This is a genomic window from Pantoea sp. GL120224-02, assembly GCF_900215395.1.
Classification (GTDB): domain Bacteria; phylum Pseudomonadota; class Gammaproteobacteria; order Enterobacterales; family Enterobacteriaceae; genus Pantoea; species Pantoea communis.
In genome coordinates this window covers 483,334-510,293 of sequence record NZ_OBEC01000001.1, presented here as the reverse complement: position 1 = coordinate 510,293, position 26,960 = coordinate 483,334, and the positions used below count along the sequence as shown (strand labels likewise).

Below are 26,960 nucleotides of genomic sequence, written 5' to 3'. Positions count from 1 at the left end.
TCAAAAAAATTGCCCAAGTGTGACGCGCGGATTGCCGCCATAATCGTTAATGCTGCTGACCTGCTGATAGCCGTGCTGCGTCATGATCTCGCGCACAGCTTCATCTTGTTGCCAGCCGTGCTCCAGTAACAGCCAGCCGCCAGACTGCAACCAATGTGGGGCACGGTGAATAATCAAACGCAAATCAGCCAGCCCCGCCTCGTCGGCCACCAGTGCGCTAAGCGGTTCAAAGCGTACATCGCCCTGCTGAAGATGCTCATCGGCGGCGTCGATATAAGGAGGATTGCTGACGATGAGATCGAAACGCTGGGCGGGAATGTCATCGAACCAGTGGCTGAGCTGGAAACGCGCATTGCTGATGTGCAACCGCTGAGCATTCTCTTCCGCCAGCGCCACGGCTGCTGGGATACGGTCGCAGCCCAACACCTGGCAGTCAGGACGTTCACTCGCCAGCGCTAATGCGATAGCACCGGTGCCGGTGCCAAGATCGAGCAAGGAGGACGGTGTTGCGGGAATACGTAAGAGCGCCTGTTCCACCAGCACTTCGGTATCCGGACGCGGAATTAATGTGGCATCATTGACGCGCAACGGCAGCGACCAAAACTCACGCTCGCCCACCAGATGCGCAATCGGTTCGCCTTTCACCCGACGCGCCAGCAGCGCATTAAGTTCGGCAAGCTGAGTAGCGTCGAGTTCATGATCGTCAAACGCCACCAGCCAGCTGCGTGATTTTCCCGTTACGAACCCCAGCAAAATCTCCGCATCCCGTTTCGGGCTGTCTCCGCCACAGAGTGCGACCACTGCGTGCTTGAGCCAGTGGCGAATCATCATCAGTCTTGTCCAGCCAGCGCGGCCAGCTGATCGGCCTGATACTCCTGCACAATCGGCTCGATCAACGTATCCAGCTTCCCTTCCATGGTTTCATCCAGGCGGTACAGCGTCAGGTTGATACGATGATCGGTAACACGACCCTGCGGGAAGTTGTAAGTGCGGTTACGGTCCGAACGGTCGCCGCTGCCCAACAGGTTGCGACGGGTTGAGGCTTCTGCCGCATTACGCTTGGCGGTTTCGGCGGCATGAATACGCGCACCCAATACCGCCAACGCTTTGGCTTTGTTTTTGTGCTGGGAACGTTCGTCCTGACACTCCACCACAATACCGGTGGGCAGGTGGGTAATACGAATCGCTGAGTCGGTGGTGTTAACGTGCTGACCACCGGCACCTGAGGAGCGGAAGGTATCGATCTTCAGATCGCCCGCGTTGATTTCCGGCATTTCCGCTTCCGGCAATTCTGGCATCACCGCCACGGTGCAGGCAGAGGTATGAATACGGCCCTGAGATTCGGTTTCCGGGACGCGCTGAACGCGATGACCGCCGGATTCGAATTTCAAACGACCGTAAGCGCCTTCACCATTAATTCGGGCGATAACTTCTTTGTAGCCGCCGTGCTCGCCTTCGTTGGCGCTAATGATCTCGACCTGCCAGCGGCGTGCTTCGGCATAACGGCTGTACATACGGAACAGATCGCCTGCGAAAATTGCCGCTTCATCTCCGCCGGTTCCGGCGCGCACTTCCACAAAGCACGAACGTTCATCATCGGGATCTTTTGGCAGCAGCAGCACCTGAAGCTGTTGTTCCAGCACTTCACGTTTCTCACGCGAAATTTTTAACTCTTCGTTAGCCATTTCACGCATTTCAGGATCGTCGAGCATCATTTCAGCTGTTTCGATATCTTCCTGCACCTGCTGCCAGTCGCGGAAGCAACGGGTCACATCGGTCAACTGTGCATATTCGCGTGATAAGGCGCGAAAACGTTCCTGATCGCCAATGACGCCGGCATCGCCCAGCAACGCTTCAACTTCTTCGTGGCGTTCCTGGAGGGCTTCCAGCTTGGCAACAATAGAGCTCTTCATGTAATAGAGGGTATCCCAGTGATAGGTCGTGACAGACCAGATTACTCTAAACCGAGGCTGTCACGTAAGATCTGCAGGCGTTCGCTGTCGCCATCGCGCGCGGCCTGCTGCAGTGATTTGGTTGGTGCATGAATCAGACGGTTAGTCAGCTTGTGCGCTAACTCTTGCAAGACTTTCTCGGCATCCGCGCCCTGACGCAGCGCGGCAATCGCACGCTCCTGCAACTCGGCACGCACGTCGTCAGCCTGTGAACGATATTCGCGAATGGTGTCGCCCGCGCTTTGCGCACGCAGCCATGCCATAAATTCGCCACTTTCCTGCACAACTATGCTTTCGGCCTGGACTGCAGCGGCTTTGCGTTGTGCCATATTCTGCTCGATGATCGCTTGCAGATCATCGACGCTGTACAAATAGGCGTTCGCCAGCTTACCCACTTCAGGTTCGACATCACGCGGTACGGCGATATCCACCAGCAGCATCGGCTGGTTGCGACGTGCTTTCAAGGCGCGCTCCACCATGCCTTTGCCAATGATCGGCAGCGGGCTGGCAGTAGAAGAAATAATGATATCCGCATCGGCCAGACGGGTTTCAATATCACCCAACCCAATCACTTCTGCGCCCACTTCATCGGCCAGCAGCTGCGCACGCTCGCGGGTGCGGTTGGCAATCATCAACTTCTGCACTTTGTGTTCACGCAGATGACGCGCCACTAACTCGATGGTTTCCCCGGCGCCCACCAGCAACACGTTGACCGTGCTGAGTGATTCGAAGATTTGACGCGCCAGAGAACAGGCGGCGAAGGCAACAGAGACCGCGCTGGCACCGATTTCAGTTTCGGTGCGCACGCGTTTAGCGACGGAGAAGGTCTTCTGGAACATGCGCTCCAGCTCGCTGCTTAGCGCATGGTCACGCGAAGAATCAGCATGGGCCTTTTTAACCTGGCCGAGAATTTGCGGTTCGCCCAATACCAGCGAATCCAGACCGCTGGCAACGCGCATCAGATGGCTGACGGCGGCGTTGTCATGATGCCAGTAAAGGCTGGCACGGACATCCTCTTCACGCAGATCGTGATACTCGCACAACCAGCGCACCAACCTCTCCTGCAAATCTGTCTGCTGCTCTACGCTGAGATAGAGTTCAGTACGATTACAGGTTGAGAGCACCACACCACTCTGAACCATCGGCTGGGACAACAGGCTATTCAGAGCCTGATCCAGCGTGTCTGGCAGAAACGCAACGCGTTCGCGCAGCGCAACAGGTGCGGTTTTGTGGTTGATTCCGAGAGCAAGCAGCGTCATGGTGATTCGGGTTGGGATGTCCCAATATTTGTCAGGGCTTTGTGAAGCGCATTCTACAAGATGCCACAGATCAAGAAAAGCCATACAAAGGCTATGACTGTAATAAGATTAAACTGATCGTGCGCAATTATCCTTACATCGGCATTGACGGCGTAGTATTGGATGGTTAGCGTTATCGGTTACGAAGTAAAAACGTGTCTGAGGAGACGACCACGTGATGCATTTGCCCCCGCGCAAGCTGTTGCGCCTTTTGCCCCTTGCCAGCGTATTGCTGGCTGCTTGTAGCATCAACAAACCACAAGGTCCTGGCCCCAGCACCACCTCACCGCAATGGCAGCAGCATCAACAAGCCGTTGAGAAAATCACCCAATATCAAACGCGTGGCGCTTTTGCCTATCTCTCTGATAAGCAAAAAGTCTATGCGCGCTTCAACTGGCAGCAAACCGCCGCCGATCGCTATCGTCTGTTGTTAACCAACCCGCTTGGCAGCACCGAGCTGCAGCTGGATGCGCAAGGTTCGGTGGTGCAAATCGTCGATAACAAAGGCAAGCGCTACGTGAGTAACGATGCTGAGAAGATGATTTCACAGTTGACCGGCATGGATATCCCGCTGGCGAACCTGCGTCAGTGGATGATGGGTCTGCCGGGTGATGCCACGGATTATCAGCTCAACAGCAGCTATCAGTTGCAGAGTGTTAACTACAGCCGAAATGGTCAGCAGTGGAAAGTGAACATCTCTGATTACGACAGCAAGGTCAATCCACCGCTGCCGGCCAACCTGGAACTGACTGAAGGTGGTCAGCGAATCAAACTGCGCATGGATAGCTGGACCACGCAATGATCACCACCTGGCCTGCTCCGGCAAAACTGAATCTGTTTCTCTACATTACGGGCCGTCGCGCTGACGGCTACCACAATCTGCAAACGCTGTTTCAGTTTCTTGATCACGGCGACAGGCTTGAGATCACGCCTGACCGCAGTGGGAAGATTACGCTGCTGACGCCGTTAGCGGGCGTCGCCGATGACGATAACCTGATCGTGCGGGCGGCGCGGATGTTACAGCAAGCCGCGGTCGTTCGCGGTACGCTGCCCGAAAACGCGGGTGCGGAGATAGCCCTGGAAAAACGTCTTCCGATGGGCGGCGGACTGGGCGGCGGTTCATCGGATGCCGCGACCGTGCTGGTGGCGCTGAACCATTTATGGCAAACCGGGCTTAGCGTGGATGAGTTAGCCACCCTTGGCGTGCAGCTTGGTGCTGATGTTCCGGTGTTCGTGCGTGGGCACGCCGCCTTTGCCGAAGGGGTTGGCGAGCAGATTCAGCCTGCTGAACCGGAAGAAAAATGGTATCTGGTGGCACATCCTGGTATTAGCATCGGCACGCCGGATATCTTTCGCGATCCTGACTTGACGCGCAATTCACCGATACGCACATTAGATGAACTGTTACAGCGTCCTTTTCACAATGATTGTGAAGCTGTGGCAAGAAAACGTTTTCGCGAGGTTGATGCGCTGCTTTCCTGGCTGCTAGAATACGCGCCGTCGCGCCTGACCGGGACCGGATCTTGTGTATTTGCTGAATTTAGCACCGAATCCGCTGCTCGTCAGGTGCTGGAGCTTGCCCCGAAATGGATTTGCGGATTTGTGGCGCGCGGGCTTAATATCTCGCCGTTGCAACGCACCCTTTCCGGGCTCTAAGCGTTTGCGTGACAGCGCCATCCTGTTCCAGGCACTGCACGTGACGCATTAACACACCCGTATGAACGACTTCAAAAGTATTCGCCGGTTACTTTTGAAACGTTCATTCTCTGGACGCCAAGCCTGAGGTTCTTCTCGTGCCTGATATGAAGCTATTTGCTGGTAACGCCACCCCGGAACTAGCACAACGTATTGCCAACCGCCTTTACACTAGCCTCGGAGACGCCGCTGTCGGCCGTTTCAGTGATGGTGAAGTAAGTGTACAGATCAACGAAAATGTACGCGGTGGTGATATTTTCATCATCCAGTCCACCTGTGCCCCCACCAATGATAATCTGATGGAGCTGGTTGTGATGGTCGACGCGTTGCGTCGGGCTTCTGCTGGTCGTATTACTGCTGTTATCCCTTACTTTGGTTATGCCCGTCAGGACCGCCGCGTGCGTTCTGCTCGTGTGCCTATCACCGCCAAAGTGGTTGCCGATTTCCTCTCCAGCGTGGGTGTTGACCGTGTTCTGACGGTTGATCTGCACGCCGAACAGATTCAGGGCTTCTTCGATGTCCCGGTTGATAACGTGTTCGGTAGCCCAATCCTGCTGGAAGATATGCTGCAGATTGGCCTGGAAAACCCGATTGTGGTTTCTCCGGACATCGGCGGCGTCGTGCGTGCGCGTGCTATTGCTAAGCTGCTCAATGACACTGATATGGCTATCATCGATAAACGTCGCCCGCGTGCGAACGTTTCTCAGGTGATGCACATCATCGGTGACGTGGCAGGTCGTGACTGTGTACTGGTCGACGATATGATCGACACCGGCGGTACGCTGTGCAAAGCAGCTGAAGCGTTGAAAGAGCGCGGCGCGAAACGTGTCTTCGCTTATGCGACTCACCCCATCTTCTCTGGCAACGCGGTCGAAAACCTGCGTAAGTCAGTGATCGATCAGGTTATCGTATGCGACACCATTCCGCTGTCAGACGAGATGAAAGCCCTGCCAATCGTGCGTACCTTAACGCTCTCTGGCATGCTGGCCGAAGCGATTCGCCGTATCAGTAACGAAGAGTCCATCTCCGCAATGTTCGAACATTAATACATTGCATGAAACCGGGCCCCGCGCCCGGTTTTTTATTCCCAACAATCCGCTTCATTTACCGATTAAGCCGCTCTCGCTACAGATATTTTCGCGATAAATTTCGTTAAAACTCGCTATTCTCCCTGCCTTACACTCTTTTCATTCGACTCGCGATGCTGCACTTTAGCGGGCCATTGATTAGTGGTATTTTTCTCCACACTTTTTTCTGAGAACTCCGACCACTATGACTCTCGACATTTACACACTATTTGTTTGCGAGCTCTATGTGCTGGGTTTTTTGAGCATTATTTTGGTGTTCGCCTGGGTGGGTGCGCAGTACGATCGCGTGCTGGGGTTCACTACGCTGGCGCTCACATTGACCCTGACAGCGGTGTTTCTCAGCAGTCTGCGCAGTGCTGGATTTGTTTTTCTTCCCATCGCTGTCGGCAACGTGGTGATGATGCTGGCCTATGGTAATCTGCTGAACGCTTTTCGAGCATTCTGCAATAAACCTCTCGGATTCAGCTGGTTAGCGGCTGCATTGTTATGGGCCATTCTCTGCGCGTTCCCGCAGTTTTACGCCAGCCAACCTAAACGCGTTTTAGTCATATGTCTGCTTTGCATTATTTACACCGGTGCCCTGATTCGCCTGTTATGGCAATCGCGCGATGCACTGCAGGTGACCTTTTGGCCGGCGCAGATGTTGCTGTGGATCCATCTGCTGTTTCACGTGGCGCGTATATTCCTGGATGATGCCATCGCCACCCCGGTGCGCGGCGCGATAGCCGGTTCCAGCTTTTCGGTGTACGTGATTCTTGAATCCATTCTGTTTGTGATTGGCCTGACATTTACCATTCTGGCGATGGTCAATGAGCGCACGCAGATAGCTCACAAACGGGCCTCGCTTCACGATCCCCTGACCAGCGTCTGGAATCGTCGCGCCCTGTTCGAGCAAGCCGATAGATTAGTGTTACGCAATACGCGCAATCCGCAGCCATTGGTTTACTCGGCCGTGCTGTTTGATCTTGACCATTTCAAAGGCATTAACGATCGTTACGGCCATCTGCAAGGTGACCGCGTATTAATCGATTTTTGTCAGGTGGTGCAGGCGTTGCTGCCCGCAGAAGGTCATTTTGCCCGTCTGGGCGGTGAAGAGTTTGCGGCGATTCTGCCGGGCAATAGCGAGGATGCAGAACGGGTGTGTGAGCGTATCCGTCTGGCGACACAGCTGTCGCAGCCCAACGACGTCTGCTATACCGTGAGTATTGGCTATGCTACCGCTAACCATCGCGATCACACCTTCCCGATTTTACTCGGCCTGGCGGACGAAGCGTTATACCGTGCAAAAGCCAGTGGCCGTAACCGCGTCGAACGTTATTTCGTGCAGTTACAGCCGGTGCAGGAAGCTGCTCTCTTAATGTGAAGAATGATTGCGGCGGCAGCGTTTGTCACCGTAATGGCGTAACCAGAAGTAGCGGTCTTCGACACGCTCACGTCCGCTGACGCGCGCCCCTACCAGCCACAACAGTGCTCCGACAAAGATGCTGAACATGGCACCATGCGCGAGGAATTGCGGCAGGTTTAACGCAGGCAGCTGATTAATAATGGAATAGCCGACGCCTAATACCATCGTCAGTAAACCTAAACACATCAGGCCATTACCTAAATAGCGGCATTGTTGACGTTTCATGATTCACCTCCATCCTTATGAAAAAGCAAAACAGCACGTATGGTTAACTTGTCATAAGTTTAGGCAATGACTGCCGGTTAAGTTGCGTACAGGATCACACATCCTTCACAATCTCTGACATTTCTTTACGGCCAGAGGCTTGATTTCGATAGAAATTGATAAGTCACGCAGAGGTATCATCTGTACTCAGCACCCTTTGTCATCGCCGCTTGCAGGCAGTAAACTATCGCCCTTTCCGCAGCAAGACAGGATAAACATCGTGAGCAGCATTAAACTGATTGTGGGGCTGGCCAATCCCGGCGCTGAATACGCCGCAACGCGCCATAACGCAGGTGCCTGGTATGTGGATTTGCTGGCCGACCGGAACAATCAGTCATTGAAAGAGGAGCCGAAATTCTACGGCTACACTGCACGCCTGTCACTGGCGGGTGAAGATGTCCGTTTGCTGGTGCCCACTACTTTTATGAACCTGAGTGGCAAAGCGGTTGCGGCAATGGCGACATTTTATCGCATCGCACCGGAAGAGATTTTAGTGGCACACGATGAACTGGATCTGCCTCCTGGCATCGCCAAATTCAAACAGGGCGGTGGTCATGGCGGGCATAACGGTCTCAAAGACATCATCAGCAAGCTTGGCAATAACAATAATTTCCATCGCCTGCGGGTTGGCATCGGTCATCCCGGCGATCGCAATAAGGTTACCGGCTTCGTGTTAGGCAAACCGCCTGCCAGCGAGCAAAAACTGATTGACGATGCCGTGGATGAAGCGGTGCGCTGCACCGAACTGTGGCTGAAAGAAGACAAAATCAAGGCGATGAACCGCCTGCATGCGTTCAAGGCTGGCTAAGCCCAATTCCCGCGCTGCAGAAGGCAATTCTGTGTATAATGCGCGAAATTTTTTGAATCTGTCGGCGCTGCCAGCCAGTGCCGTACACTCAGTGAGAAAGGTAATCAGACCATGGGATTTAAATGCGGTATTGTGGGCCTGCCGAACGTCGGTAAATCCACCCTGTTCAACGCGCTGACTAAAGCGGGTATCGAAGCAGCCAACTTTCCGTTCTGCACCATCGAGCCTAACACCGGTGTGGTGCCAATGCCCGATCTGCGCCTCGATCAGCTGAGCGAAATCGTTAAGCCACAGCGTGTTGTGCCGACCACCATGGAATTCGTCGATATCGCCGGTCTGGTAAAAGGCGCATCCAAAGGTGAAGGCCTCGGTAACCAGTTCCTGACCAACATTCGTGAAACCGAAGCTATCGGTCACGTGGTGCGCTGCTTCGAGAACGACAATATTATTCACGTTTCCGGCAAAGTGAATCCGGCGGAAGATATTGACGTCATCAACACCGAGCTGGCGCTGTCCGATCTCGACACTTGTGAACGTGCTATTCAGCGTTGCCAGAAGAAAGCCAAAGGCGGCGACAAAGATGCTAAAGCTGAGCTGGCTGCATTAGAGAAGTGCCTGCCGCACCTGTCCGAAGCGGGCATGTTACGCGCGCTGAACCTGGATGCAGACGAGAAAGCGGCCATTCGCTACCTGAGCTTCCTGACCCTGAAGCCCACCATGTACATCGCCAACGTCAACGAAGACGGTTTTGAAAACAACCCGTATCTTGATCAGGTGCGTGCGATTGCAGAAGCCGAAGGTTCAGTGGTGGTGCCAGTATGCGCAGCCGTTGAATCCGACATCGCTGAGCTGGATGACGAAGAGCGTGACGAGTTCATGGCGGAATTGGGTCTGGAAGAGCCGGGTCTGAACCGCGTGATCCGTGCAGGTTATGCCCTGCTCAACCTGCAAACTTACTTCACCGCTGGCGTGAAAGAAGTACGTGCATGGACCATCCCAGTGGGCGCGACCGCGCCACAGGCTGCCGGTAAAATTCATACCGACTTCGAGAAAGGCTTTATCCGTGCGCAGACCATCGCGTTTGATGACTTTGTCACCTACAAAGGTGAGCAAGGCGCGAAAGAAGCCGGCAAGATGCGCTCAGAAGGTAAAGAGTATATCGTGAAAGATGGCGACGTGATGAACTTCCTGTTCAACGTCTAATCTTCAAGTCGATGATTTGACCCTGTTGAATTAAATTCAGCCAAAAAAATCCACGCCTGGCGTGGATTTTTTATTTCCCATTAGGTAAATTCTTCCGCGTCGCCTCCGGGCGTGTTGACCATCACTTCACTTTTGTCGCTGGTCTGGCCCATCTTCACCGCTCGCTTTTCCGCAAAAAATCCCCCTTCTGACCACCCTGCTTCAGAGTGTGAACCCGATCATGAAATTGGCTCATGCAGGTTTGAAGTTTAATCACTTTCAATCACTGAGTGACTCTGGCATAAAATTCGCATTGTTATTGACTTAAGACAATGTGAAATCTACCGCAGGTGATAGGCCGAAGTATCAGGTCTACCCGCCTAAAGCCGGAAAGGTTTTGCAGCTGAAATCAGGATACCCGAGCATCATGAGCAACGATTTTGCATTTTCAATTAAGAGCAGCGTTTTCGATGAGAACTACAATCCATCTGAAAATACGCGCATCACCACGAACTTTGCTAACCTGGCACGTGGAACCCATCGCCAGCAGAATTTGCGCAATGCCTTAATGATGATGAACAACCGTTTCAACTCTCTGGCGCACGCGGACAACCCAAAAGGCGATCGTTATGCCGTTGAGCTGGAAATCATTTCTGCGGAAATTGATATTGAAGGCAATGGCAAAACCTTCCCGGTGATCGAAATCCTGAAAACCAATATTGTTGATCGCAAAACTCAGCAGCGTACCGATGGCATCGTAGGCAATAACTTCTCGTCTTACGTGCGTGATTACGATTTTAGCGTGCGTCTGCTGGCGGCCAATAACAATAACTCTGGTTTCAGCCTGCCGGAAGGTTTCGGTGATCTGCACGGCAATATCTTTAAAAGCTTCGTCAACTCGGCGGCTTATCAGGAACGCTTTAATAAAAAGCCAGTGATCTGCCTGAGCGTATCCAGCAAGAACACCTATCACCGCACTGACTATCAGCATCCGGTATTGGGCTTTGAATATCAGCAAGATGAGCTGTCTCTCACCGACCATTACTTCGGCAAAATGGGATTGCAGGCGCGCTACTTCATGCCTGAAAACAGCGTCGCGCCATTAGCTTTCTATTTCACCGGTGACTTGCTGAATGATTACACGGATCTGGAACTGATCGGCACCATCAGCACTATGGAGACGTTCCAGAAGATTTACCGCCCGGAAATTTACAATGCCAACTCTGCCGCAGGCCAGTGCTATCAGCCAAGCCTGACACATGGCGACCATTCATTAACGCGCATTGTTTACGATCGAGAAGAACGCAGCCGGTTGGCAATTGAGCAGGGGAAGTATACGGAAGAGCACTTCATCAAACCCTATCAAGACATTCTTGAGCAGTGGTCTGCACATTACGTTCTTTGATTAAGCCAAAATAAAAGGTTATTGATTATGAAATTGTTATTACCTACTTCAACGGCAGGAAGCTTACCGAAACCGGCCTGGCTTGCTCAACCTGAAACGCTGTGGTCGCCATGGAAATTGCAGGGTGATGAATTAGCCGAGGGCAAAAGAGATGCCCTGCTGTTATCCCTGCAGGATCAGCAATTGGCGGGTATTGATATCGTCAGTGATGGCGAGCAAACGCGCCAGCATTTCGTCACCACCTTTATTGAGCATCTCAGCGGCGTTGATTTTGAAAAGCGTGAGATTGTGAAAATTCGCAATCGCTATGACGCCAGCGTGCCGAGCGTGATCGGTGAAGTCGTACGTAAAAAGCCGGTGTTTGTTGAAGATGCTAAATTCCTGCGCCAGCAAACCAAACAACAGATCAAGTGGGCTCTGCCAGGCCCAATGACCATGATCGATACGCTTTATGATGGTCACTACAAAAGCCGTGAAAAACTCGCCTGGGAATTTGCCAAAATTCTTAACCAGGAAGCCAAAGAGTTAGAAGCAGCCGGTGTTGATATTATTCAGTTTGATGAACCCGCATTTAATGTGTTCTTCGATGAAGTGAATGACTGGGGCATTGCCGCACTGGAAAGAGCCGTTGAAGGTCTGAAGTGCGAAACCGCCGTGCACATTTGCTATGGCTACGGCATTAAAGCGAACACCGACTGGAAAAAGACCCTCGGCACTGAGTGGCGTCAGTACGAAGAAGTGTTCCCTAAACTGCAAAAGTCTTCTATCGATATCATTTCACTGGAAGCGCAGAATTCGCGCGTGCCAATGGATCTGATTGAGCTGATCCGTGGCAAAAAAGTGATGGTCGGTGCCATTGATGTGGCGACCAACACTATTGAAACTGCGGAAGAAGTGGCTGATACCTTGCGTAAAGCACTGCAGTTTGTCGACGCCGATAAGCTTTATCCTTCTACTAACTGCGGTATGACGCCACTGTCGCGCCGTGTTGCCAGAGGTAAGCTGGAAGCCTTGAGCGCAGGTGCTGCTATCGTACGTAACGAACTCACCGCGTAATGCTGATCCACTCACCGCCCAACAAGACGGTGAGTGCTTTTCTCGGTGCCCAGCGATGTTCAAACGGGCACCGTCTACAGTCTCCTTCCTGCCTCATTCGATCCTGATAAAACCTCATCACGCCCTATGCGCGTGCGCTTGCCTGTCGGCCAGTAACTGATCGACGAAGGTAACGATCTCCGGTTTGGTCTGCTCAATCTCCGCAATTTTGCTGGCAAACTTCGGCAAATAGCCTTTATGGGCATACAACAATTGATCCAGCACTTTGATCGCCGTGTCGCCCGCCGGAATCAGCGGATTAATGGTGAAAGCGTGTAATGCCGCACCGTAATCTCCAGTAACGGCGGCTTCAATCACTGTTTCCTCCATGGCTTTCATTAACTGAATCATGCCGCGCGCCGCAGGCGGTAACGCTCCCCAACGCAGCGGTTCTGCGCCATGAGAAGTGATGGCGGCAGTGACCTCCACCACGCAATCAAACGGTAAATCGGCAATCGCGCCATTATTGCGCGTTGAGACCACCATTAATTTTCCACTGTTATTTTGAATTGATGCAATGAGATCGCAAGCCGCATCGCTGTAATGCGCCCCGCCCCGCTGACTTAACTCTTCAGGCTTGTAGTTAAGATTGACGTCTTTATATAACTCGAACAGCCGCGCTTCGGTTTTCTTCACCACTTCAGCGCGGGTTTCATACTGTTCGAACTCTTCGATGGCATGAGCGAGCATCGGTTCCTGCAAATAGTAATAGCGGTGATAACCACAGGGCAGCAGGCCGAGATGTTTTACCTGATCGTAGTTAAACGGAATCTGATGAATATTTTTCAGTCCTTCATCGCTTGTTTCCTGCTGGTCTGGGGAATAGATTTTATCAATCAGTTCTGCGGTGCGTTCATTGCCCTGCTGATCCCAGACGCGATGCCAGTGGAAATGGTTAAGCCCGGCAAATTTGAAATAGAGATCGTTCTCTTCCGCACCGAGCACGCTGCATGCCTGAGTGATATGGCCGAACGGCACATTGCACAGGCCAACGGTTTTTTCCCACTTGCCATATTTAATCGCCGCTTCTGTCACCATACCTGCCGGATTAGTGAAATCCACCAGCCAGGCGTTTGGGCACAATTGACGCATATCCTCGATAATATCGAGAATCACCGGCACCGTGCGAAACGCTTTAAATATCCCGCCCGGGCCGTTAGTTTCCTGGCCCAGTAAACCATTGGCTAATGGAATCACTTCGTCTTTTAAGCGTGCATCCAGCAACCCCACGCGGAACTGGGTGGTCACGTAATTCGCATCCTTTAACGCTTCCTTGCGATCGAGAGAAAGATGCACCTGCCAGTCGAGTTTGGCAGCCGCGATCATGCGCTTTGCCATACTGCCGACGATTTCCATCTTCTCTGCGCCGTCCTCAATATCGACCAGCCACAACTCGGCAATCGGCAACTGCTCCTGACGCAGGATAAGCCCTTCAATCAACTCTGGCGTATAGCTGGAACCCCCACCGATAGTGACAATTTTGATCTTATTTGGCATAGGATATAACTCCGTTTGGTTGCAATCAGGTGAGTAAAAAGCGCCGTTGCAGGCAGCATTGCGCCTCACCGCATGGATGATATTTTTCCTGGCTCAGGTTTATGTTATTTATTCAGCCTGCCTGCGCAGGCTGGAAAGGATATTCACTGCCGAAGAGATGACAACTCTGATTTACCCGGGCTTCCTGCCCGGGCAATCCGAATTAAAGCGCTTCACCTTGTGAGGCGATGACCTTTTTATACCAGGCAAAACTCTTTTTCTTCGAACGCGAAAAATCGCCGGTTTGATCGTCATTACGGTTTACGTAGATAAAGCCGTAGCGTTTGCTGTATTGGCCGGTGCCAAAAGAGACACAGTCGAGACAGCCCCAGGGCGTGAAGCCCATTAAATCCACGCCATCTTCCAGTACGGCTTTTTTCATTTGCTCGATGTGTTCACGCAGGTAGGCAATACGATAGTCATCATTGACCTCGCCGTTGGCCTCACGTTGATCGACGGCGCCAAACCCATTTTCCACAATAAACAGCGGCTTCTGATAACGCTCATACAGCGCATTTAGTGTGTAGCGCAGGCCAACGGGATCAATCTGCCATCCCCAATCTGACGCCTGCACATGCGGATTTTTTCGGCTGCCGGGGAATGCTTCGAGTGCGCTGTCCATGCGGGTCGCGCTGGCATACTCCACGGCGTTACTCATGTAATAGCTAAAGCCGAGATAGTCGGTGCAGCCTTCTCGCAGCGTTTGTGCATCTTCCGGCGCCATCTCAATGTGGAATCCGCGCAGTTCCCACTCTTTCAAAATGTAGGAAGGATAGGCACCACGCATGTGCACATCGCCAAACAGATAACGTTCCTGCATTGACTTTTGCGCATACATTACGTCATCAGGATGGCATGACCACGGATACAGCGGCACCATCGCCAGCATGCAACCGATCTTGAATTCAGGATTGATTTGATGCCCCAGCTTCACCACTTTGGCACTGGCCACAAACTGATGATGCAGTACCTGATACATCACCTCTTCCGGATTTTCATGATCGGTGAAAATCACGCCTGAGTTGCTGTAGCCGAACAGCGGTCGGCGCCAGTTACGCTGGTTGTTGATCTCGTTAAAGGTCATCCAGTATTTCACTTTGCCTTTGTAGCGCTTCATCACCACTTCGCTATAGCGCACAAAGAGATCGATCAATTCACGATTCAGCCAGCCGCCATATTGCTGCACCAGATGCAATGGCATCTCGAAGTGCGACAGCGTAATCACCGGTTCGATGCCATATTTGAGCAGCTCATCAAACATGTCGTCGTAGAACTGCAGGCCCGCTTCGTTAGGTTGTTGCTCATCGCCTTTCGGGAAGATGCGTGTCCAGGCAATCGAGGTACGAAAACACTTAAAACCCATCTCGGCAAACAACGCGATATCATCTTTGTAGTGATGATAAAAATCGGTGGCCTGATGATTGGGGTAGTGTTTCCCCTCGACAATGCCATCGGTAATTTCACGTTCAACGCCATGCGCTCCGCCCGTCAACACATCGACGATGCTCGGCCCTTTACCGCCTTCGTTCCATCCACCTTCAACCTGATGCGCGGCAACGGCGCCGCCCCATAAAAAATCAGCCGGTAACTGAGACATAATCCATCCTTTCATGTGATTAACTGCGTCTTACTGCAAGTGGGTTTTCGATAACTCCTGCACCTGACGATGCAGATAGATCAGCTCTTCAACTAAATCGCGGCACAACATGGCGTTCATCAGATGATCCTGCGCATGCACCATAATCAGGTTGACCGGAATTTTGCCGCAGCCTTCATCCGCACCAATTAACGCGGTTTGAATTTTGTGGGCTTCGCGCGCGGCATCTCGTGCATTCGCCAGCAGCACATCGGCTTCCTGCCAGTTGTGTTTTCGGGCCGCTTGCAGTGCCTGCATCGATGATGAACGGGCCTCCCCGGCATGAATGATCAGCTCCATCACCGTGCTTTCCATTTCCTGCATCTCTTGCATTACTTCATCTCCTCAGCCAGTTGTTCCTGCGCCATCTCTCCTTCCTGCGCAAGCAGTTGGCGTTCATACATTTTGAAGAACGGGTAATAAATCAGCGTGGATAAACAAATCAGGAACGCGACTAACACCACTGCGCGCCAGTCCCAGCCGGTTGACCAGGCGGCACCAATCGGTCCCGGCGTGGTCCAGGGTGCCAGCGAAATGACGTGGTTGATCAGGTTGGTGCGGGTGGCGGTCCAGGCGATAACCGCGTTGATCAACGGCGTGGTGATAAAGGGAATAAACAGCAGCGGATTCATCACCACCGGTGAACCGAAAATAATCGGCTCATTGATGTTAAACATACCGGGTACAAAGCCGAGGCGGCCGATGGCGCGCAGATGCGCGGAGCGGCTGCGCAGATAGAGAATCACCAGGCCCATGGTGGCACCCGATCCGCCTACGGTGATGAAGAACTGCCAGAATGGCTCGATAAAGATTTTAGGGATCTCTTGCCCGGCATTTAACGCTTCCTGGTTCAGCCCCAGATTACTCAGCCAGAATGCCTGCAGGATGCCGCCGACAATCGCCGCACCGTGAATGCCGGCAAACCACAGCAAATGACATAGCAAGACGGCGATGAGCACCGCAGGCAGTGAATCGGCTGCTGAGATAATTGGCGCAAACACTGACATGATGGCCTGAGGAATCAACAGACCAAAGTGGCTCTCCATAAACAGGTTCAGCGGGTAGAGCGTCAGGAAAATCACCATGATGGGGATCAGCAGGTCAAAGGACTGACGAATTTTCGGCGGCACCTGTTCCGGCAGTTTGAAACCAATGTTGTACTTCACCAGCCAGTGCATCACTTCCGTGCAGTACAGGCTGATCAGGATGGCGGTGAATATTCCTTCCCCACCCAGCGAAGCGACGGACAATGCGCCGTTCTTTTCCGGTGCAGCCACCACCAAAAAAGTCATCAGCGACAGCAGCGCCGCCATCAGGCCATTCAGTTTGTAGCTTTGCGCCAGGTTATAGGCAATCGCGCCGGTGATGAACACCGCCATGATGCCCATCGTCATGTTGTAGGGCATCATCAGCTGGTCGTTGTACTGCTTCACCATGCCCAGCCACCACTGGGCGAAGCCCCATTGGCTGTCCTGACTGAAAGGAGGATGTGAGAACAGCAGCATGAATGAGCCGACAATCAGGAACGGCATTGAGGCAATAAATCCGTCCTTGATCGCCACCACATGCCGTTGCGATGAGAGTCGCGCAGCAATCGGACTGATGCGGTTTTCAATCACACCAAATAAGGAGTCAGCCAGTGTACTCATCATGCCCCCTTATTAGCATCAATCAGGGCGAGCGCCGACTTCAGGATCTTTTCGCCATTTAACATGCCGTAATCCATGGTATTAATGACGGTGACCGGTTTGTGATACTCCTGCGCCTGACGTTCGAAATCTGCCAGCTTATATTTGATCTGTGGGCCTAGCAGACAACAGTCATACTCGGCGATTTTTTCACTGAACTCTTCCATGCCAACGGCATCAATTTTGGCTTCTAAACCCAGCTGCGTAGCGGCTTTCTGCATTCTTTGTACGACCATGCTGGTTGACATACCTGCGGAACAACACAATAGAATTTTCACCATGACACCCTCCGTTTTTTTAAATAATTACGCGCCGAGAATCGTTTCTGCAACCGGTTACAGATTCAATTTGTTCTTTTTGTGATCCATAACTCAAACCGTTAAACCTTATTTAAAGAGTGAAAATATGATTAATCTGAGACCGGTTTCATATTATTTTTATGTTAGCCTTTTAAATATGTGATGAAATCGGATGATAATGAGAAAAAACGTTATCGGTTAGAAGAGCCTCACTCTGCGGTTTTCAGATTGAGCTTTTGCGCTACAATGCGCGAGAACGCTGAGAAGGAAGATAAATGACGACAATGCTTGATGTCGCAAAACGCGCAGGTGTGTCAAAAGCCACGGTGTCACGGGTGCTGGCTGGCCATGCTTATGTGTCTAAAACGGTGCGGGATCGGGTGATGCTGGCCATAGATGAGATGGATTACCGTCCTAATCTGCTGGCACGAAGTCTTGCGACCAACCGTTCGCACAGTATTGGTCTGATGGTGCCCAACACGCTTTACAATGGTCCCTTTTTTACCGAGCTGTTATTCCAGGCCGCGACCATGACGGAAAAACTCGGTTCACAACTGGTGCTGGGCGATGGTAAACACAATGCGCAGCAAGAGCGCGAGGCCATAAACTTTTTAATCGATAGCTATTGCGATGCCGTGATCATCTATCCGCGCTATTTAAGCGTGGAAGATATTGATGCACTTATTCCTGGAATGAGTAAGCCGTTAATCGTGTTAAACCGCCGTTTGAAGCAGCATCCGCAATATTCGGTGTGTGCTGACCACGAAAATGACACCCTCAACGCGGTGAATCATTTAATTGCTCAGGGCCACCGCGAGATCGCTTTCATCAAAGGGATGGGTAGCTCTCACACCGGATTAAGTCGTCTGAAAGGCTATATTTCATCGTTGATGGACAATGGCATTGAATACGACGAAAACCTGATGCTGGACGGCTGCTGGACCAGCGCCAGTGGGCAACTGGCGGTTGAAGCACTGTTACGTCGTAAAGTCAGATTTTCCGCGATTGTCGCCAGCAATGATGATATGGCGATTGGCGCCGCCTGCGCCTTGCACAACGCGGGTTTGCGCATCCCGCATGACGTCTCCTTGCTGGGCTTTGATGATATCCCGGTTGCGCCCTATCTCCTGCCGGCGTTAACCACGGTGCATGTTCCGGTTGCTGAGATGGTGTCGAGCGCATTAACGCAACTGTCTAAAATGCTGGATGGCGAAAGCGTGACGGCGCAGCCACTGATGCCGGGCCGACTGGTGCTGCGTAATTCGATCACCCAGGGACCGTATTACCAGCAAAAATAACGGCGCCGTGCGATAATCTGGCTTATTTTGCCACGATGAGCATTTTACGCCATGAAGCACTTTCTCGTTATCGTCCCCGATGGCGGCATGTTATTTGAAGCCGCCGGTATTGCCGACATCCTGATGCACGCCAACCTGCACCTGCCCGTTGGCGTTGATCAGCCACGTTATCGCGTCAGTATCGCCACCACGCAGCCGCATCAGGTGATCCATGGTCAGTCGGGCCTCAACCTGCTGGCTGACCTGAAGCTGGCCGAATTAGATCCCCGCGCCGCCTGGGACACCATCATGATTACCGGACGCGGTGACAGCGTTGAAGAGGGCAATATGGTGGTGGATTTCATCAGGCTGGCGGCTCCGCAGGCTCGGCGTGTGGTGTCAATTTGTGGTGGCGCGATGCTGCTCGCTGAAGCCGGTTTGCTGGATGGACGCCGCGCCACGTCACACTGGCGCCTGCTGGAAACCCTGCAAACCCGCTTCCCCCGTGTTCAGGTGGAAGGGGGTCCGCTGTATATTCAGGATGGTCCTATCTGGACGTCCGGCGGCGTGAGTTCCGGCTTTGATCTCACGCTGGCGCTGGTTGAAGAGGATTTTGGTTTCAGCGTGGCACGCGATATCGCTCAGGATATGGTGATGTATTTGCGTCGCCCCGGCGGACAGATGCAGTTCAGCCGCTACCAGCTACAACAAACCAGCACCGGCCCGATCCACGATCTGCAAAGCTGGATACGCGCCAACCTGGCGAAAGATCTGTCGGTTGAGAAATTGGCCGAACGTGTCGCCATGAGTCCACGCAATTTCACCCGCGTATTCACCCGTGAAACCGGTGCGTCACCGGCGCGCTATGTCGCAGAAGCGCGATTGGCCGCCGCACGAGAACTGTTGGAACAGAGCCGCGCGACGCTGGAACGCATCGCCCTTGACACCGGATTTGGCAGCAGCATCAATTTGCGCCGCAGTTTTGAGCGCCAGCTGCATCTCACTCCGGGTGAATATCGCCAACGCTTTCACTGCCGCAAAATGGCGTAAAGTGATCCTTTTTTGTCGTTTACGCCAATCACACATCGTCCTACATTGACTGCAACCACTTCGGATAGGGAGTCAATGATGATTAAGATTGGCATTAACGGCTTTGGCCGTATCGGACGTAACGTGTTCCGCGCCGCACTCGGCAGCAACGATATTGAGATTGTGGCGATTAACGATCTCACCGACAGCAAAACGCTGGCGCATCTGCTTAAACACGACTCATTGTTAGGCAGACTTCCTGCAGAAGTTGAGGCCGGTGAAGGTGAGCTGCGCATCGATGGTAAGCCGGTGCGGGTGTTCAGCGAACGCGACCCGGCCAATATCCGCTGGCGTGACGTGGGTGTTGATATTGTGATTGAAGCCACCGGCTTCTTCACCGAGCGCGAGAAAGCGGCAGTGCATATCACGCACGGCGGCGCAAAAAGAGTGATTATCTCCGCTCCTGGTAAAAACGATGATTTGACGATTGTGCTGGGCGTGAACGATCAGCGCTACGATCCCCAGCAGCATTTCGTGGTGAGTAACGGCAGTTGCACCACCAACGGTCTGGCACCCGCCGCGCAGGTATTACATCAGGCATTCGGCATTGAACATGGCTTGATGAACACCACCCATGCTTACACCAATAGCCAGGTGCTGCACGATCAGCCGGAGAAAGATCTGCGCGGCGCGCGCGCGGCGGCGCTGTCAATCGTGCCTTACTCCAGCGGTGCGGCGAAAGCGCTAGGTCGCGTCATCCCGGAACTGGATGGCCGTCTGACGGGGTATTCACTGCGCGTGCCGGTGCCAGTGGTGTCGATTGTGGATCTCACCGTGAGGCTGAAGCGTGATGTGACGGCAGAAGAAGTGAACAATGCATTTAAGGCCGCCGCCGCTGAAGGTCCATTAAAAGGCATTCTGGGATACAGCGATGAGCCACTGGTCTCCAGCGATTATCAGGGCGATCCACGTTCATCGATCATTGATGGGCTCTCTACCCTGGTGATTGGCGGCAACCTGGTGAAAATCCTCGCCTGGTACGATAACGAGTGGGGATTCTCAAATCGTCTGGTGGATTTAGCGCGCTTAATGGCGCAGCGCGGATTGTGATTCGCACCAATCTGCAGCCAGAGAATCCCCGCTGTTGCGGGGATTCTCGTTGCTGCCGGGCGTGGTTACTTAATGCCCATTGCATCCTTCAGCGTAAAGAACAAGTCCGTCTGATCGGTCAGGCCCACCACGTTAGCCGCATAAGGACCATAGGCCGCGATGCGCAACTGTGTGCCGGTATGTCCCTGAGAATCCTCTTCAGAGTTACCGTAGCTGATGGTCATGACCGCACCATCTTTGGTGTTCACCGCCTGCGTCAGGCCTGGGGCTTTGCTGCCATTTTCAATAATCTGGCTGCTATGCGCATGGTCTGCCGTCACTACCACCAGCGTGTCACCGTGTTCACGTGCAAAAGCCAGCGCCTGCTGCACGGCCTCATCCAGATCCACCGTTTCGCCAATCTGGCCGCACGGGTTCGCCGCGTGATCCTGTTTATCTATTGAAGCCCCTTCCACCTGCAGGAAGAAGCCATTCTCATTGGTGCTCAGCAGATCAATCGCCTTTTTGGTCATCTGCGCCAATGTTGGTGTTGATGCCGGGCGATCTTTATTGACTTCACAGGTCACCACCGGTTTATCGATATTGCCGTGATAGCTGGCTTTCGGTCCCTGCCAGCGAACCGGCATATTGCCGTCGGAGAACAGCCCGAGCACCGGTTTAGTTTGGTCGGCCTGTTGGATGGCATTCATGCCATCCAGGTTATCGACCAGCTGGAAGCCCAGTGCCTGAGCCTGCTCGCGCAGGGTTTTGCCCTGGTACTCACCCGCTTTGGCGCTTTCAGAGAACGATTTCGCCCCGCCGCCGAGGGTGACATCTGGACGGGTCTTCAGCATCTGCTCGCTAATAGACCCTTTACCGCCCTGCTCCAGCGCATTGGTGGGACACAGCTCGCTGGTTTTCTCCGGGCCATAACATTTACGCGACGTGACATGCGCCATTAAAGCGGCGGGCGTGGCATCCTGCAATTCTGCAGTCGAGACGTTACCGGTGGCTTTCCCAGCGGCTTTCGCCAACTCCAGAATGGTGACCTGATCCTTGCCATTAACGTCTACGCCGATGGCGCCGTTATAAGATTTGGTGCCCGTCGCCCAGGCGGTCGCGGAGGCAGCCGAATCGGTCACGTAATTCGGTTTGTGAGTTTTCTTGTCTAACGAGTAGTGGGTGTACTGACCGGTTAACGGCAGCGCATCAATGCCTGGGAAGAAACCACCCGCGCCCATCGCCTGATTTCGTGCGGCGGTGATTTCCGAGTCACCCATGCCATCGCCGATCAATAAGATGACGTTTTTGGCCGTGGTATTAACGAGTGAGGCTTTCAGCGCTTCCGTCTGGTCGCTGCTGAGGCGGCGCGCGCCACCGTGTTCGGTGATATCACCGGTGGCGGCGCGGCTATACGTTGTTGTGTCTGCCACTGCTGACGTCGCGATGAGTGAAGCCAGCAGAGAAACCGTGAAAAGAGGTATGTGTTTCATTTATAAGCATCCTTATCAGTAAATATAACCAAATGTTTCCGCAGACAAGTCTGCGACAGTCTGGTGACACTTTTGTGGCAGAGAAGGAATAATTTGATGACAGAACACGCAGTTCGGCGAGAGATGCAGCAAGCTGCACAGAGCTTAAGCGGATAGAACAAAAGGAGAAAATAGGGCTTGACCGTATTCAGGTAACTCCCTATAGTAGCGCCCCGTTGACCCAGTGCGGTTGGCAGAAAAAATGTGGTGAGATGTCCGAGTGGCTGAAGGAGCACGCCTGGAAAGTGTGTATACGGCAACGTATCGGGGGTTCGAATCCCCCTCTCACCGCCATCATTTTGAAGAAGAGCCTGAACGAAAGTTCAGGCTTTTTTTTGTCTTCAATTCAGCCACATCGTTAATTTATCTGGCCATCTTCCATTACCATCGCTAAAAACTTGTCTCTTAGCGGGTCCTTAATATGACCATTCCACGCCAAACCGGTGTGCCATTGGGTATGCTCGCCTTCCAGAAGCAATAGTGTGACGCCTACAGGCAGGATGTGTTTCACACTCGCCGGCAGTAACGCCACACCATCACCAGCGGCCACCAGCGCCAGTAACGTCTGAATATCATCAGCAGCCGACACCGTGCGCGGCGTGAGGTTTCTTGCGGTCAGGAATTGATCGGCCTGCGTAGTGAGCCCTTCGCCCCGCTGAGGTGCCAACTGTAAGAGTTGACGATTTTCAATAACCTGTGTTGTTTCTAAGTGACTCGATAATTGATCAGCGGCTACCGCCAGCACTAATTGTTCCGTATCCAGACTGTGACTTTGCAGTGGTTCAGGCACGGGTAAGCGCACAAATCCCACCTGCAGTCGTCCTTCAGCAAGCCATTGGGTCTGAACCGCCGAAGGCATATCGTTGAGCGAGACCTGTGCGCCGGGATAACGAACGCGAAAGGCAGCGACACGTTTGGCAGCAAAAAGATAAGAAGAGATGCCAAAACCCAGAGTGAGTTTTCCTGAATCCCCTCTTTGGATCGCCGTCACGTCAGCGAAAAAATCCGCATAGCGCTCCACTGCCTCGCTGGCAGCCGCTAACAATTGATCTCCCGCCACCGTTAACCGCGCACCATGCCGTCCGCGATGAAATAACGTCACACCAGAAAGGTGCTCCAGTGTCTGGATCTGTTTCGAGAGTGCGGGCTGGGTGATGCAGAGCTTATTGGCCGCCGAGTGGTAGGTGCCTTCTTGCGCCAGCGTCACAAAGGCGCGTAACAGTTTAATATCCATTCCAATCGGTTATCAAAGTGGGAGAAGTTGTGATTATACACGGTGGTTTTCCCTCTGGTGAAATAGCGACCTGGTTCCTTTTGGAGAATCACCATGGAACATTCACTTCGCGTTGCCACCGTGCAGTTTTGCCATCGCGCCAGCGACAAAGCTTACAATCTTTCCGTGATGGAGCGCTTTATCGCGCAGGCCGCACAAGAAGAAGTCAAAATATTAGCCTTTCCTGAAATGTGCATCACGGGTTACTGGCATGTGCCGGATCTGCCCATTACAGAGGTCGAAGCCCTGGCCGAGCGCACGGAAAACAGCCCGTCACTGGCGCGTATCGCGAGCCTGGCGGAAAAGCATCAGATGGCGATCGGCGCCGGCTACATCGAAAAGCATGATAATGGACTGCTCTACAATGCCTATGCGGTCTGCATGCCGGATGGCCAACGCCATGTACATCGTAAGATCCATGCTTTCGAACATGCGGGCATCGCCCAGGGAAATGAATTCACCGTGTTTGACACGCCATGGGGGGTGAAAGTCGGGATTCTGATTTGCTGGGACAATAATTTAACCGATAACGTCCGCATCACCGCGCTCATGGGAGCCGATATTCTGATTGCCCCGCATCAAACAGGTGGCACCCATTCACGCAGTCCCTTTGGTATGAAACCCTTTCCGGTGAGTCTGTGGGAAAACCGAGAAAGCGCTCCCAGCGCACTGGAAATCGCTCTGGCTAGCGACAGCGGTCGAGGCTGGTTGATGCGCTGGCTGCCTTCGCGTGCGCACGATAACGGTCTTTTCGTCCTGTTCAGTAATGGCGTCGGACTGGATAACGGCGAGATCCGTACCGGCAATGCGATGGTGATTGATCCCTATGGCCGCATCGTTAACGAAACCACTTCCTTCAGGGATACGCTGGTGAGTGCCGACCTGGATCTCTCGTTACTGGCGATGTCTACCGGACGCCGCTGGATCCACGGTCGTCGCCCGGAGCTTTATCAACTCCTGTGTGAACCTCAGGGCTATGAGCGTGATGCACGTACTGCACGGTTCTCCGAAGATGTTCCTGTGTTCGATCACAAAATGGCGCGTAAAACATTTTTGGATAAAAAATAACGCAGCATGAGGAGTAAACCTTTCGCTTTTTATGAATATCGACACTGAAGACGCCTGGGGAAGTTAATACTAATATAGGGAAAAACAATAAATGAAGGGATTTATGCATCATGGCATTTTTATCTGCGCCATGACATTCACCTCGTTAGCTGAAGCGGTAATAGAAATTCAGTTTAAATTCGATGAGAGTGCAGTACCGATTGCAACACTGAATATTAATGGTCAGGATGGCGAGTTCATGCTTGATACCGGCTCCGCATTTGCTTTCCATTTTGATCAGTCATTTATACGACAGGTGCCCTGGTTAAAACCCCTAAAGGAGAAAGTGCGCACCACCGATCTGACCGGCGAAGTGTTCCTGCATGATAAATTCATGTTCCACCATGTTTACGTCAATGGTATGAACTTTGAGAATGTTGAAGGGATTTCCCTGGTTCCATGGGGGCTGACGCTGCAGCCTGACGGCAAACGTCCGGAAAGTATGGTTATCGGATTGGGGCTATTCCGGCAGAAAGCCCTGCTCATCGATTATCAGCATCGCCTTTTTTCCGTTGCTGATCGGCTGGACGATTTCAATATCGATCGTCAGCAATGGTTAGCGCTGCCGTTAACCTTAACCCATGAGGGTATTATCATTGAGGCAATGAAGAATAATGAAACCTTTAATATGCTGCTGGATACCGGTGCATCACACTCAATGCTGTGGAGTAAACGTTTAAATAGAACAGAGAACGTTTATCCCTGCAAAGAAGTCATCGACGAATTGGATTATGAAGGCTGCCGGGCGACTCAAATAAATATCAAAAACGCGACATCCGGGGAAATAGATATCGATGTCGTGCTATTAGATGATGTTGACTCGCGAATGGCAGCGGAGGGTTTATTAGGCACCGATTTCTTACAGCACCATCGTGTTCTGATCGATTTTCCTAACCAGCAGTTATTCATTGAACCAGGCTAAGTAGCAATAAAAAAACCCGGCTTGCACCGGGTTTTGCTTCGCTACACTCTCAATCAACTACGACTCAATGGTTAACCGTAAGCCAGCAGCGTGCGCTGGCAAAGTGCCGAACGGACGCAGTCGTTTTTGTCGAAACGCACCACACCAATCATCTCGTCTTCTTCGAAACGCGCCAGCGCATCAGCAAGACCGGATTTGACATGGGACGGCAAGTCACACTGGGTGATATCTCCGTTGACGATAACCGTCACGTTCTCGCCTAAGCGTGTCAGGAACATCTTCATCTGTGCCGCAGTGACGTTTTGTGCCTCATCAAGGATCACTACCGCATTTTCAAACGTACGTCCGCGCATATATGCGAAGGGCGCAATCTCTACCTTGGCAATTTCAGGCCGCAGGCAGTACTGCATAAAAGAAGCGCCGAGACGTTTAACCAGAACGTCGTATACCGGTCGGAAATACGGGGCGAACTTCTCGGAAATATCCCCAGGAAGGAAACCGAGGTCTTCATCCGCCTGCAGAACCGGGCGCGTCACAATAATCCTTTCGATATCCTTATTGATCAGGGCCTCAGCCGCTTTGGCTGCGCTAATCCAGGTTTTACCGCAACCGGCTTCACCGGTGGCGAATATCAGCTGTTTCGTTTCTATGGCATTAAGATAGTGCGCCTGAGCTTCATTTCTGGCTTCAATCGGGCCACGATCGCGTGAATCACGCGCCATACCAATTGAGTCCAACCCACCCATCTGCACCAGCGAAGTGACCGATTCTTCTTCGCGCTGACGGTGACTGCGAGAATCACTACGAACGACTCTTCTTGCTTCACGACGCGCTTTGATCACTGCTTTCTGTCTTCCCATAGTGGCACCTTACAGTTGGTTTCATTTATCGCGGCGGATCACCCGCGGCGATGACTTGAACGCTTTAGAGGTTTGTTTGGCTTCCTTGTAAGCCGGGTCTGGCCATTGAAAATAGTGTGCAACAACGACGAAGCGCTGAAGCGCACCGGTAGAGAATTGGCGTTAGTTCGGAAACGATAATTGAAAAGTGAAGAGGATACTTTGGAGGGAAGAAATCCCCCGCAGTGTACTGCGCTAGCTGAAGTGTATTTAACTGTCCATAGAAGGACCGGGTCATGCGCGAACTCCAGTGGACTTAGCCACACAACTGACAACGCTTATGAGTAAAGTGCATCATATTAACCTTGCTTTGCAACAGTATTTTTACGTCACGACAAAGAAAAACAGATAAGCGAAGCACGAGAATTTTCGTCTTAAATTAAATTATCTCGCATTTTCAGTTAGATGGATTATTTGACGTGCGACGAACTTTTTCGGAACATTCGGAACAGGAAGCGACCAGGGGAAAGTTTACGGTCGG

At 52.6% G+C, this 26,960-nt stretch carries 25 protein-coding genes and 1 tRNA gene; 14 read left to right on the top strand and 12 right to left on the bottom strand.

Translation table 11 applies throughout. The features are described from left to right. Genes prmC through hemA form a run of 3 tightly spaced genes read right to left on the bottom strand, consistent with a single transcriptional unit; the run spans nt 1 to nt 3,211 of the window. A complete protein-coding gene (gene prmC, locus CRO33_RS02310; protein ID WP_097116830.1) occupies nt 1–831 on the bottom strand; it encodes a peptide chain release factor N(5)-glutamine methyltransferase in 831 nt (276 codons plus the stop codon). Beyond that, nucleotides 831–1,913 (bottom strand): peptide chain release factor 1, encoded by a 1,083-nt coding sequence (gene prfA / locus CRO33_RS02305; protein ID WP_034824272.1) that lies wholly within the window; start codon nt 1,911–1,913, stop codon nt 831–833. The genes prmC and prfA overlap by 1 nt, the downstream gene beginning before the upstream one ends. Nucleotides 1,914–1,954: 41 nt before the next feature. Then, nucleotides 1,955–3,211: a glutamyl-tRNA reductase gene (hemA, locus tag CRO33_RS02300; protein ID WP_097116829.1), complete on the bottom strand. Its 1,257-nt coding sequence runs from the start codon at nt 3,209–3,211 to the stop codon at nt 1,955–1,957. A gap of 217 nt (nt 3,212–3,428) precedes the next feature. Here hemA and lolB point away from each other — a divergent pair, with 217 nt between their 5' ends. The 4 genes from lolB (at nt 3,429) to CRO33_RS02280 (ending at nt 7,396) form a co-directional block, all read left to right on the top strand. Further along, nucleotides 3,429–4,052 carry a lipoprotein insertase outer membrane protein LolB gene (lolB, locus tag CRO33_RS02295; protein WP_034824277.1) on the top strand — a complete coding sequence of 208 codons (624 nt, stop codon included), beginning with the start codon at nt 3,429–3,431 and terminating at the stop codon, nt 4,050–4,052. Further along, a complete protein-coding gene (gene ispE / locus CRO33_RS02290; protein ID WP_097116828.1) occupies nt 4,049–4,906 on the top strand; it encodes a 4-(cytidine 5'-diphospho)-2-C-methyl-D-erythritol kinase in 858 nt (285 codons plus the stop codon). Before lolB ends, ispE begins: the two co-directional genes overlap by 4 nt. Nucleotides 4,907–5,043: 137 nt before the next feature. Further along, complete coding sequence (gene prs, locus CRO33_RS02285) at nt 5,044–5,991, top strand: ribose-phosphate diphosphokinase (RefSeq protein WP_034824282.1); 948 nt, start codon at nt 5,044–5,046, stop codon at nt 5,989–5,991. A gap of 226 nt (nt 5,992–6,217) precedes the next feature. Beyond that, complete coding sequence (locus tag CRO33_RS02280; RefSeq protein ID WP_097116827.1) at nt 6,218–7,396, top strand: GGDEF domain-containing protein; 1,179 nt, start codon at nt 6,218–6,220, stop codon at nt 7,394–7,396. Here CRO33_RS02280 and ychH read toward each other — a convergent pair. Beyond that, the gene (gene ychH, locus CRO33_RS02275; protein ID WP_034824286.1) at nt 7,388–7,663 is read right to left on the bottom strand and encodes a stress-induced protein YchH; all 276 of its coding nucleotides are present in this window, start codon (nt 7,661–7,663) and stop codon (nt 7,388–7,390) included. The two genes, CRO33_RS02280 and ychH, sit on opposite strands and share 9 nt — an antisense overlap. A 259-nt stretch (nt 7,664–7,922) precedes the next feature. On the opposite strand from ychH, the gene pth reads away from it, so the two are divergent. The 4 genes from pth to CRO33_RS02255 all read left to right on the top strand — a co-directional run bounded on the left by pth (nt 7,923) and on the right by CRO33_RS02255 (nt 12,153). Further along, nucleotides 7,923–8,510, top strand: coding sequence for an aminoacyl-tRNA hydrolase (gene pth / locus CRO33_RS02270; protein WP_034824288.1), 588 nt, complete (start codon nt 7,923–7,925; stop codon nt 8,508–8,510). 111 nt (nt 8,511–8,621) lie between these two features. Next, the gene (gene ychF, locus CRO33_RS02265) at nt 8,622–9,713 is read left to right on the top strand and encodes a redox-regulated ATPase YchF (protein WP_097116826.1); all 1,092 of its coding nucleotides are present in this window, start codon (nt 8,622–8,624) and stop codon (nt 9,711–9,713) included. Between the two features lie 406 nt (nt 9,714–10,119). After that, nucleotides 10,120–11,097, top strand: coding sequence for a DUF1852 domain-containing protein (locus CRO33_RS02260; RefSeq protein ID WP_058960220.1), 978 nt, complete (start codon nt 10,120–10,122; stop codon nt 11,095–11,097). A 27-nt stretch (nt 11,098–11,124) separates the two neighbouring features. Next, complete coding sequence (locus tag CRO33_RS02255) at nt 11,125–12,153, top strand: methionine synthase (RefSeq protein ID WP_097116825.1); 1,029 nt, start codon at nt 11,125–11,127, stop codon at nt 12,151–12,153. A 117-nt stretch (nt 12,154–12,270) separates the two neighbouring features. Here the strand turns inward: CRO33_RS02255 and CRO33_RS02250 are convergent, their stop codons facing one another. The 5 genes from CRO33_RS02250 to CRO33_RS02230 form a co-directional block, all read right to left on the bottom strand. Then, a complete protein-coding gene (locus CRO33_RS02250) occupies nt 12,271–13,689 on the bottom strand; it encodes a 6-phospho-beta-glucosidase (protein ID WP_097116824.1) in 1,419 nt (472 codons plus the stop codon). Between the two features lie 202 nt (nt 13,690–13,891). Next, nucleotides 13,892–15,325: a 6-phospho-beta-glucosidase gene (locus CRO33_RS02245; RefSeq protein WP_097116823.1), complete on the bottom strand. Its 1,434-nt coding sequence runs from the start codon at nt 15,323–15,325 to the stop codon at nt 13,892–13,894. 30 nt (nt 15,326–15,355) lie between these two features. After that, complete coding sequence (locus tag CRO33_RS02240; protein WP_097117248.1) at nt 15,356–15,688, bottom strand: PTS lactose/cellobiose transporter subunit IIA; 333 nt, start codon at nt 15,686–15,688, stop codon at nt 15,356–15,358. An 8-nt stretch (nt 15,689–15,696) separates the two neighbouring features. Next, complete coding sequence (locus tag CRO33_RS02235; protein WP_097116822.1) at nt 15,697–17,013, bottom strand: PTS sugar transporter subunit IIC; 1,317 nt, start codon at nt 17,011–17,013, stop codon at nt 15,697–15,699. After that, on the bottom strand, nt 17,013–17,333 hold the full coding sequence (locus CRO33_RS02230) for a PTS sugar transporter subunit IIB (protein ID WP_034824314.1): 321 nt from the start codon (nt 17,331–17,333) through the stop codon (nt 17,013–17,015). The genes CRO33_RS02235 and CRO33_RS02230 overlap by 1 nt, the downstream gene beginning before the upstream one ends. 293 nt (nt 17,334–17,626) lie before the next feature. On the opposite strand from CRO33_RS02230, the gene CRO33_RS02225 reads away from it, so the two are divergent. From CRO33_RS02225 to gap, 3 genes are all read left to right on the top strand, one after another. Then, nucleotides 17,627–18,649 carry a LacI family DNA-binding transcriptional regulator gene (locus CRO33_RS02225; RefSeq protein ID WP_097116821.1) on the top strand — a complete coding sequence of 341 codons (1,023 nt, stop codon included), beginning with the start codon at nt 17,627–17,629 and terminating at the stop codon, nt 18,647–18,649. Nucleotides 18,650–18,700: 51 nt separating this feature from the next. Next, entirely contained in the window at nt 18,701–19,678 is a 978-nt protein-coding gene (locus CRO33_RS02220; protein ID WP_097116820.1) for a GlxA family transcriptional regulator, read from the top strand. Between the two features lie 78 nt (nt 19,679–19,756). Continuing rightward, a complete protein-coding gene (gene gap / locus CRO33_RS02215) occupies nt 19,757–20,767 on the top strand; it encodes a type I glyceraldehyde-3-phosphate dehydrogenase (RefSeq protein ID WP_097116819.1) in 1,011 nt (336 codons plus the stop codon). 65 nt (nt 20,768–20,832) lie between these two features. Here the strand turns inward: gap and phoA are convergent, their stop codons facing one another. Then, the gene (gene phoA / locus CRO33_RS02210) at nt 20,833–22,239 is read right to left on the bottom strand and encodes an alkaline phosphatase (RefSeq protein WP_097116818.1); all 1,407 of its coding nucleotides are present in this window, start codon (nt 22,237–22,239) and stop codon (nt 20,833–20,835) included. Nucleotides 22,240–22,484: 245 nt separating this feature from the next. Between phoA and CRO33_RS02205 the strand changes: the two genes are divergently transcribed. After that, nucleotides 22,485–22,572 (top strand) — tRNA-Ser (locus CRO33_RS02205). 64 nt (nt 22,573–22,636) lie between these two features. Here the strand turns inward: CRO33_RS02205 and CRO33_RS02200 are convergent. Continuing rightward, complete coding sequence (locus tag CRO33_RS02200; protein ID WP_097116817.1) at nt 22,637–23,512, bottom strand: LysR family transcriptional regulator; 876 nt, start codon at nt 23,510–23,512, stop codon at nt 22,637–22,639. Between the two features lie 93 nt (nt 23,513–23,605). Between CRO33_RS02200 and CRO33_RS02195 the strand changes: the two genes are divergently transcribed. After that, nucleotides 23,606–24,619, top strand: a complete 1,014-nt coding sequence (locus CRO33_RS02195) for a nitrilase family protein (protein WP_097116816.1) — start codon at nt 23,606–23,608, stop codon at nt 24,617–24,619. Nucleotides 24,620–24,710: 91 nt separating this feature from the next. Then, nucleotides 24,711–25,580, top strand: coding sequence for a hypothetical protein (locus CRO33_RS02190; protein WP_141398993.1), 870 nt, complete (start codon nt 24,711–24,713; stop codon nt 25,578–25,580). Between the two features lie 71 nt (nt 25,581–25,651). Here CRO33_RS02190 and phoH read toward each other — a convergent pair whose 3' ends face one another. Next, the gene (phoH, locus tag CRO33_RS02185) at nt 25,652–26,440 is read right to left on the bottom strand and encodes a phosphate starvation-inducible protein PhoH (RefSeq protein WP_034824330.1); all 789 of its coding nucleotides are present in this window, start codon (nt 26,438–26,440) and stop codon (nt 25,652–25,654) included. Between the last annotated feature and the right edge of the window lie 520 nt (nt 26,441–26,960).

Coding starts and splice junctions, on each gene's coding strand:
- prmC (WP_097116830.1), bottom strand. CDS start 831: ATGATGATTCGCCACTGGCTCAAGCACGCAGTGGTCGCACTCTGTGGC.
- prfA (WP_034824272.1), bottom strand. CDS start 1,913: ATGAAGAGCTCTATTGTTGCCAAGCTGGAAGCCCTCCAGGAACGCCAC.
- hemA (WP_097116829.1), bottom strand. CDS start 3,211: ATGACGCTGCTTGCTCTCGGAATCAACCACAAAACCGCACCTGTTGCG.
- lolB (WP_034824277.1), top strand. CDS start 3,429: ATGCATTTGCCCCCGCGCAAGCTGTTGCGCCTTTTGCCCCTTGCCAGC.
- ispE (WP_097116828.1), top strand. CDS start 4,049: ATGATCACCACCTGGCCTGCTCCGGCAAAACTGAATCTGTTTCTCTAC.
- CRO33_RS02280 (WP_097116827.1), top strand. CDS start 6,218: ATGACTCTCGACATTTACACACTATTTGTTTGCGAGCTCTATGTGCTG.
- ychH (WP_034824286.1), bottom strand. CDS start 7,663: ATGAAACGTCAACAATGCCGCTATTTAGGTAATGGCCTGATGTGTTTA.
- ychF (WP_097116826.1), top strand. CDS start 8,622: ATGGGATTTAAATGCGGTATTGTGGGCCTGCCGAACGTCGGTAAATCC.
- CRO33_RS02260 (WP_058960220.1), top strand. CDS start 10,120: ATGAGCAACGATTTTGCATTTTCAATTAAGAGCAGCGTTTTCGATGAG.
- CRO33_RS02255 (WP_097116825.1), top strand. CDS start 11,125: ATGAAATTGTTATTACCTACTTCAACGGCAGGAAGCTTACCGAAACCG.
- CRO33_RS02250 (WP_097116824.1), bottom strand. CDS start 13,689: ATGCCAAATAAGATCAAAATTGTCACTATCGGTGGGGGTTCCAGCTAT.
- CRO33_RS02245 (WP_097116823.1), bottom strand. CDS start 15,325: ATGTCTCAGTTACCGGCTGATTTTTTATGGGGCGGCGCCGTTGCCGCG.
- CRO33_RS02240 (WP_097117248.1), bottom strand. CDS start 15,688: ATGCAGGAAATGGAAAGCACGGTGATGGAGCTGATCATTCATGCCGGG.
- CRO33_RS02235 (WP_097116822.1), bottom strand. CDS start 17,013: ATGAGTACACTGGCTGACTCCTTATTTGGTGTGATTGAAAACCGCATC.
- CRO33_RS02230 (WP_034824314.1), bottom strand. CDS start 17,333: ATGGTGAAAATTCTATTGTGTTGTTCCGCAGGTATGTCAACCAGCATG.
- CRO33_RS02225 (WP_097116821.1), top strand. CDS start 17,627: ATGACGACAATGCTTGATGTCGCAAAACGCGCAGGTGTGTCAAAAGCC.
- CRO33_RS02220 (WP_097116820.1), top strand. CDS start 18,701: ATGAAGCACTTTCTCGTTATCGTCCCCGATGGCGGCATGTTATTTGAA.
- gap (WP_097116819.1), top strand. CDS start 19,757: ATGATTAAGATTGGCATTAACGGCTTTGGCCGTATCGGACGTAACGTG.
- phoA (WP_097116818.1), bottom strand. CDS start 22,239: ATGAAACACATACCTCTTTTCACGGTTTCTCTGCTGGCTTCACTCATC.
- CRO33_RS02200 (WP_097116817.1), bottom strand. CDS start 23,512: ATGGATATTAAACTGTTACGCGCCTTTGTGACGCTGGCGCAAGAAGGC.
- CRO33_RS02195 (WP_097116816.1), top strand. CDS start 23,606: ATGGAACATTCACTTCGCGTTGCCACCGTGCAGTTTTGCCATCGCGCC.
- CRO33_RS02190 (WP_141398993.1), top strand. CDS start 24,711: ATGAAGGGATTTATGCATCATGGCATTTTTATCTGCGCCATGACATTC.
- phoH (WP_034824330.1), bottom strand. CDS start 26,440: ATGGGAAGACAGAAAGCAGTGATCAAAGCGCGTCGTGAAGCAAGAAGA.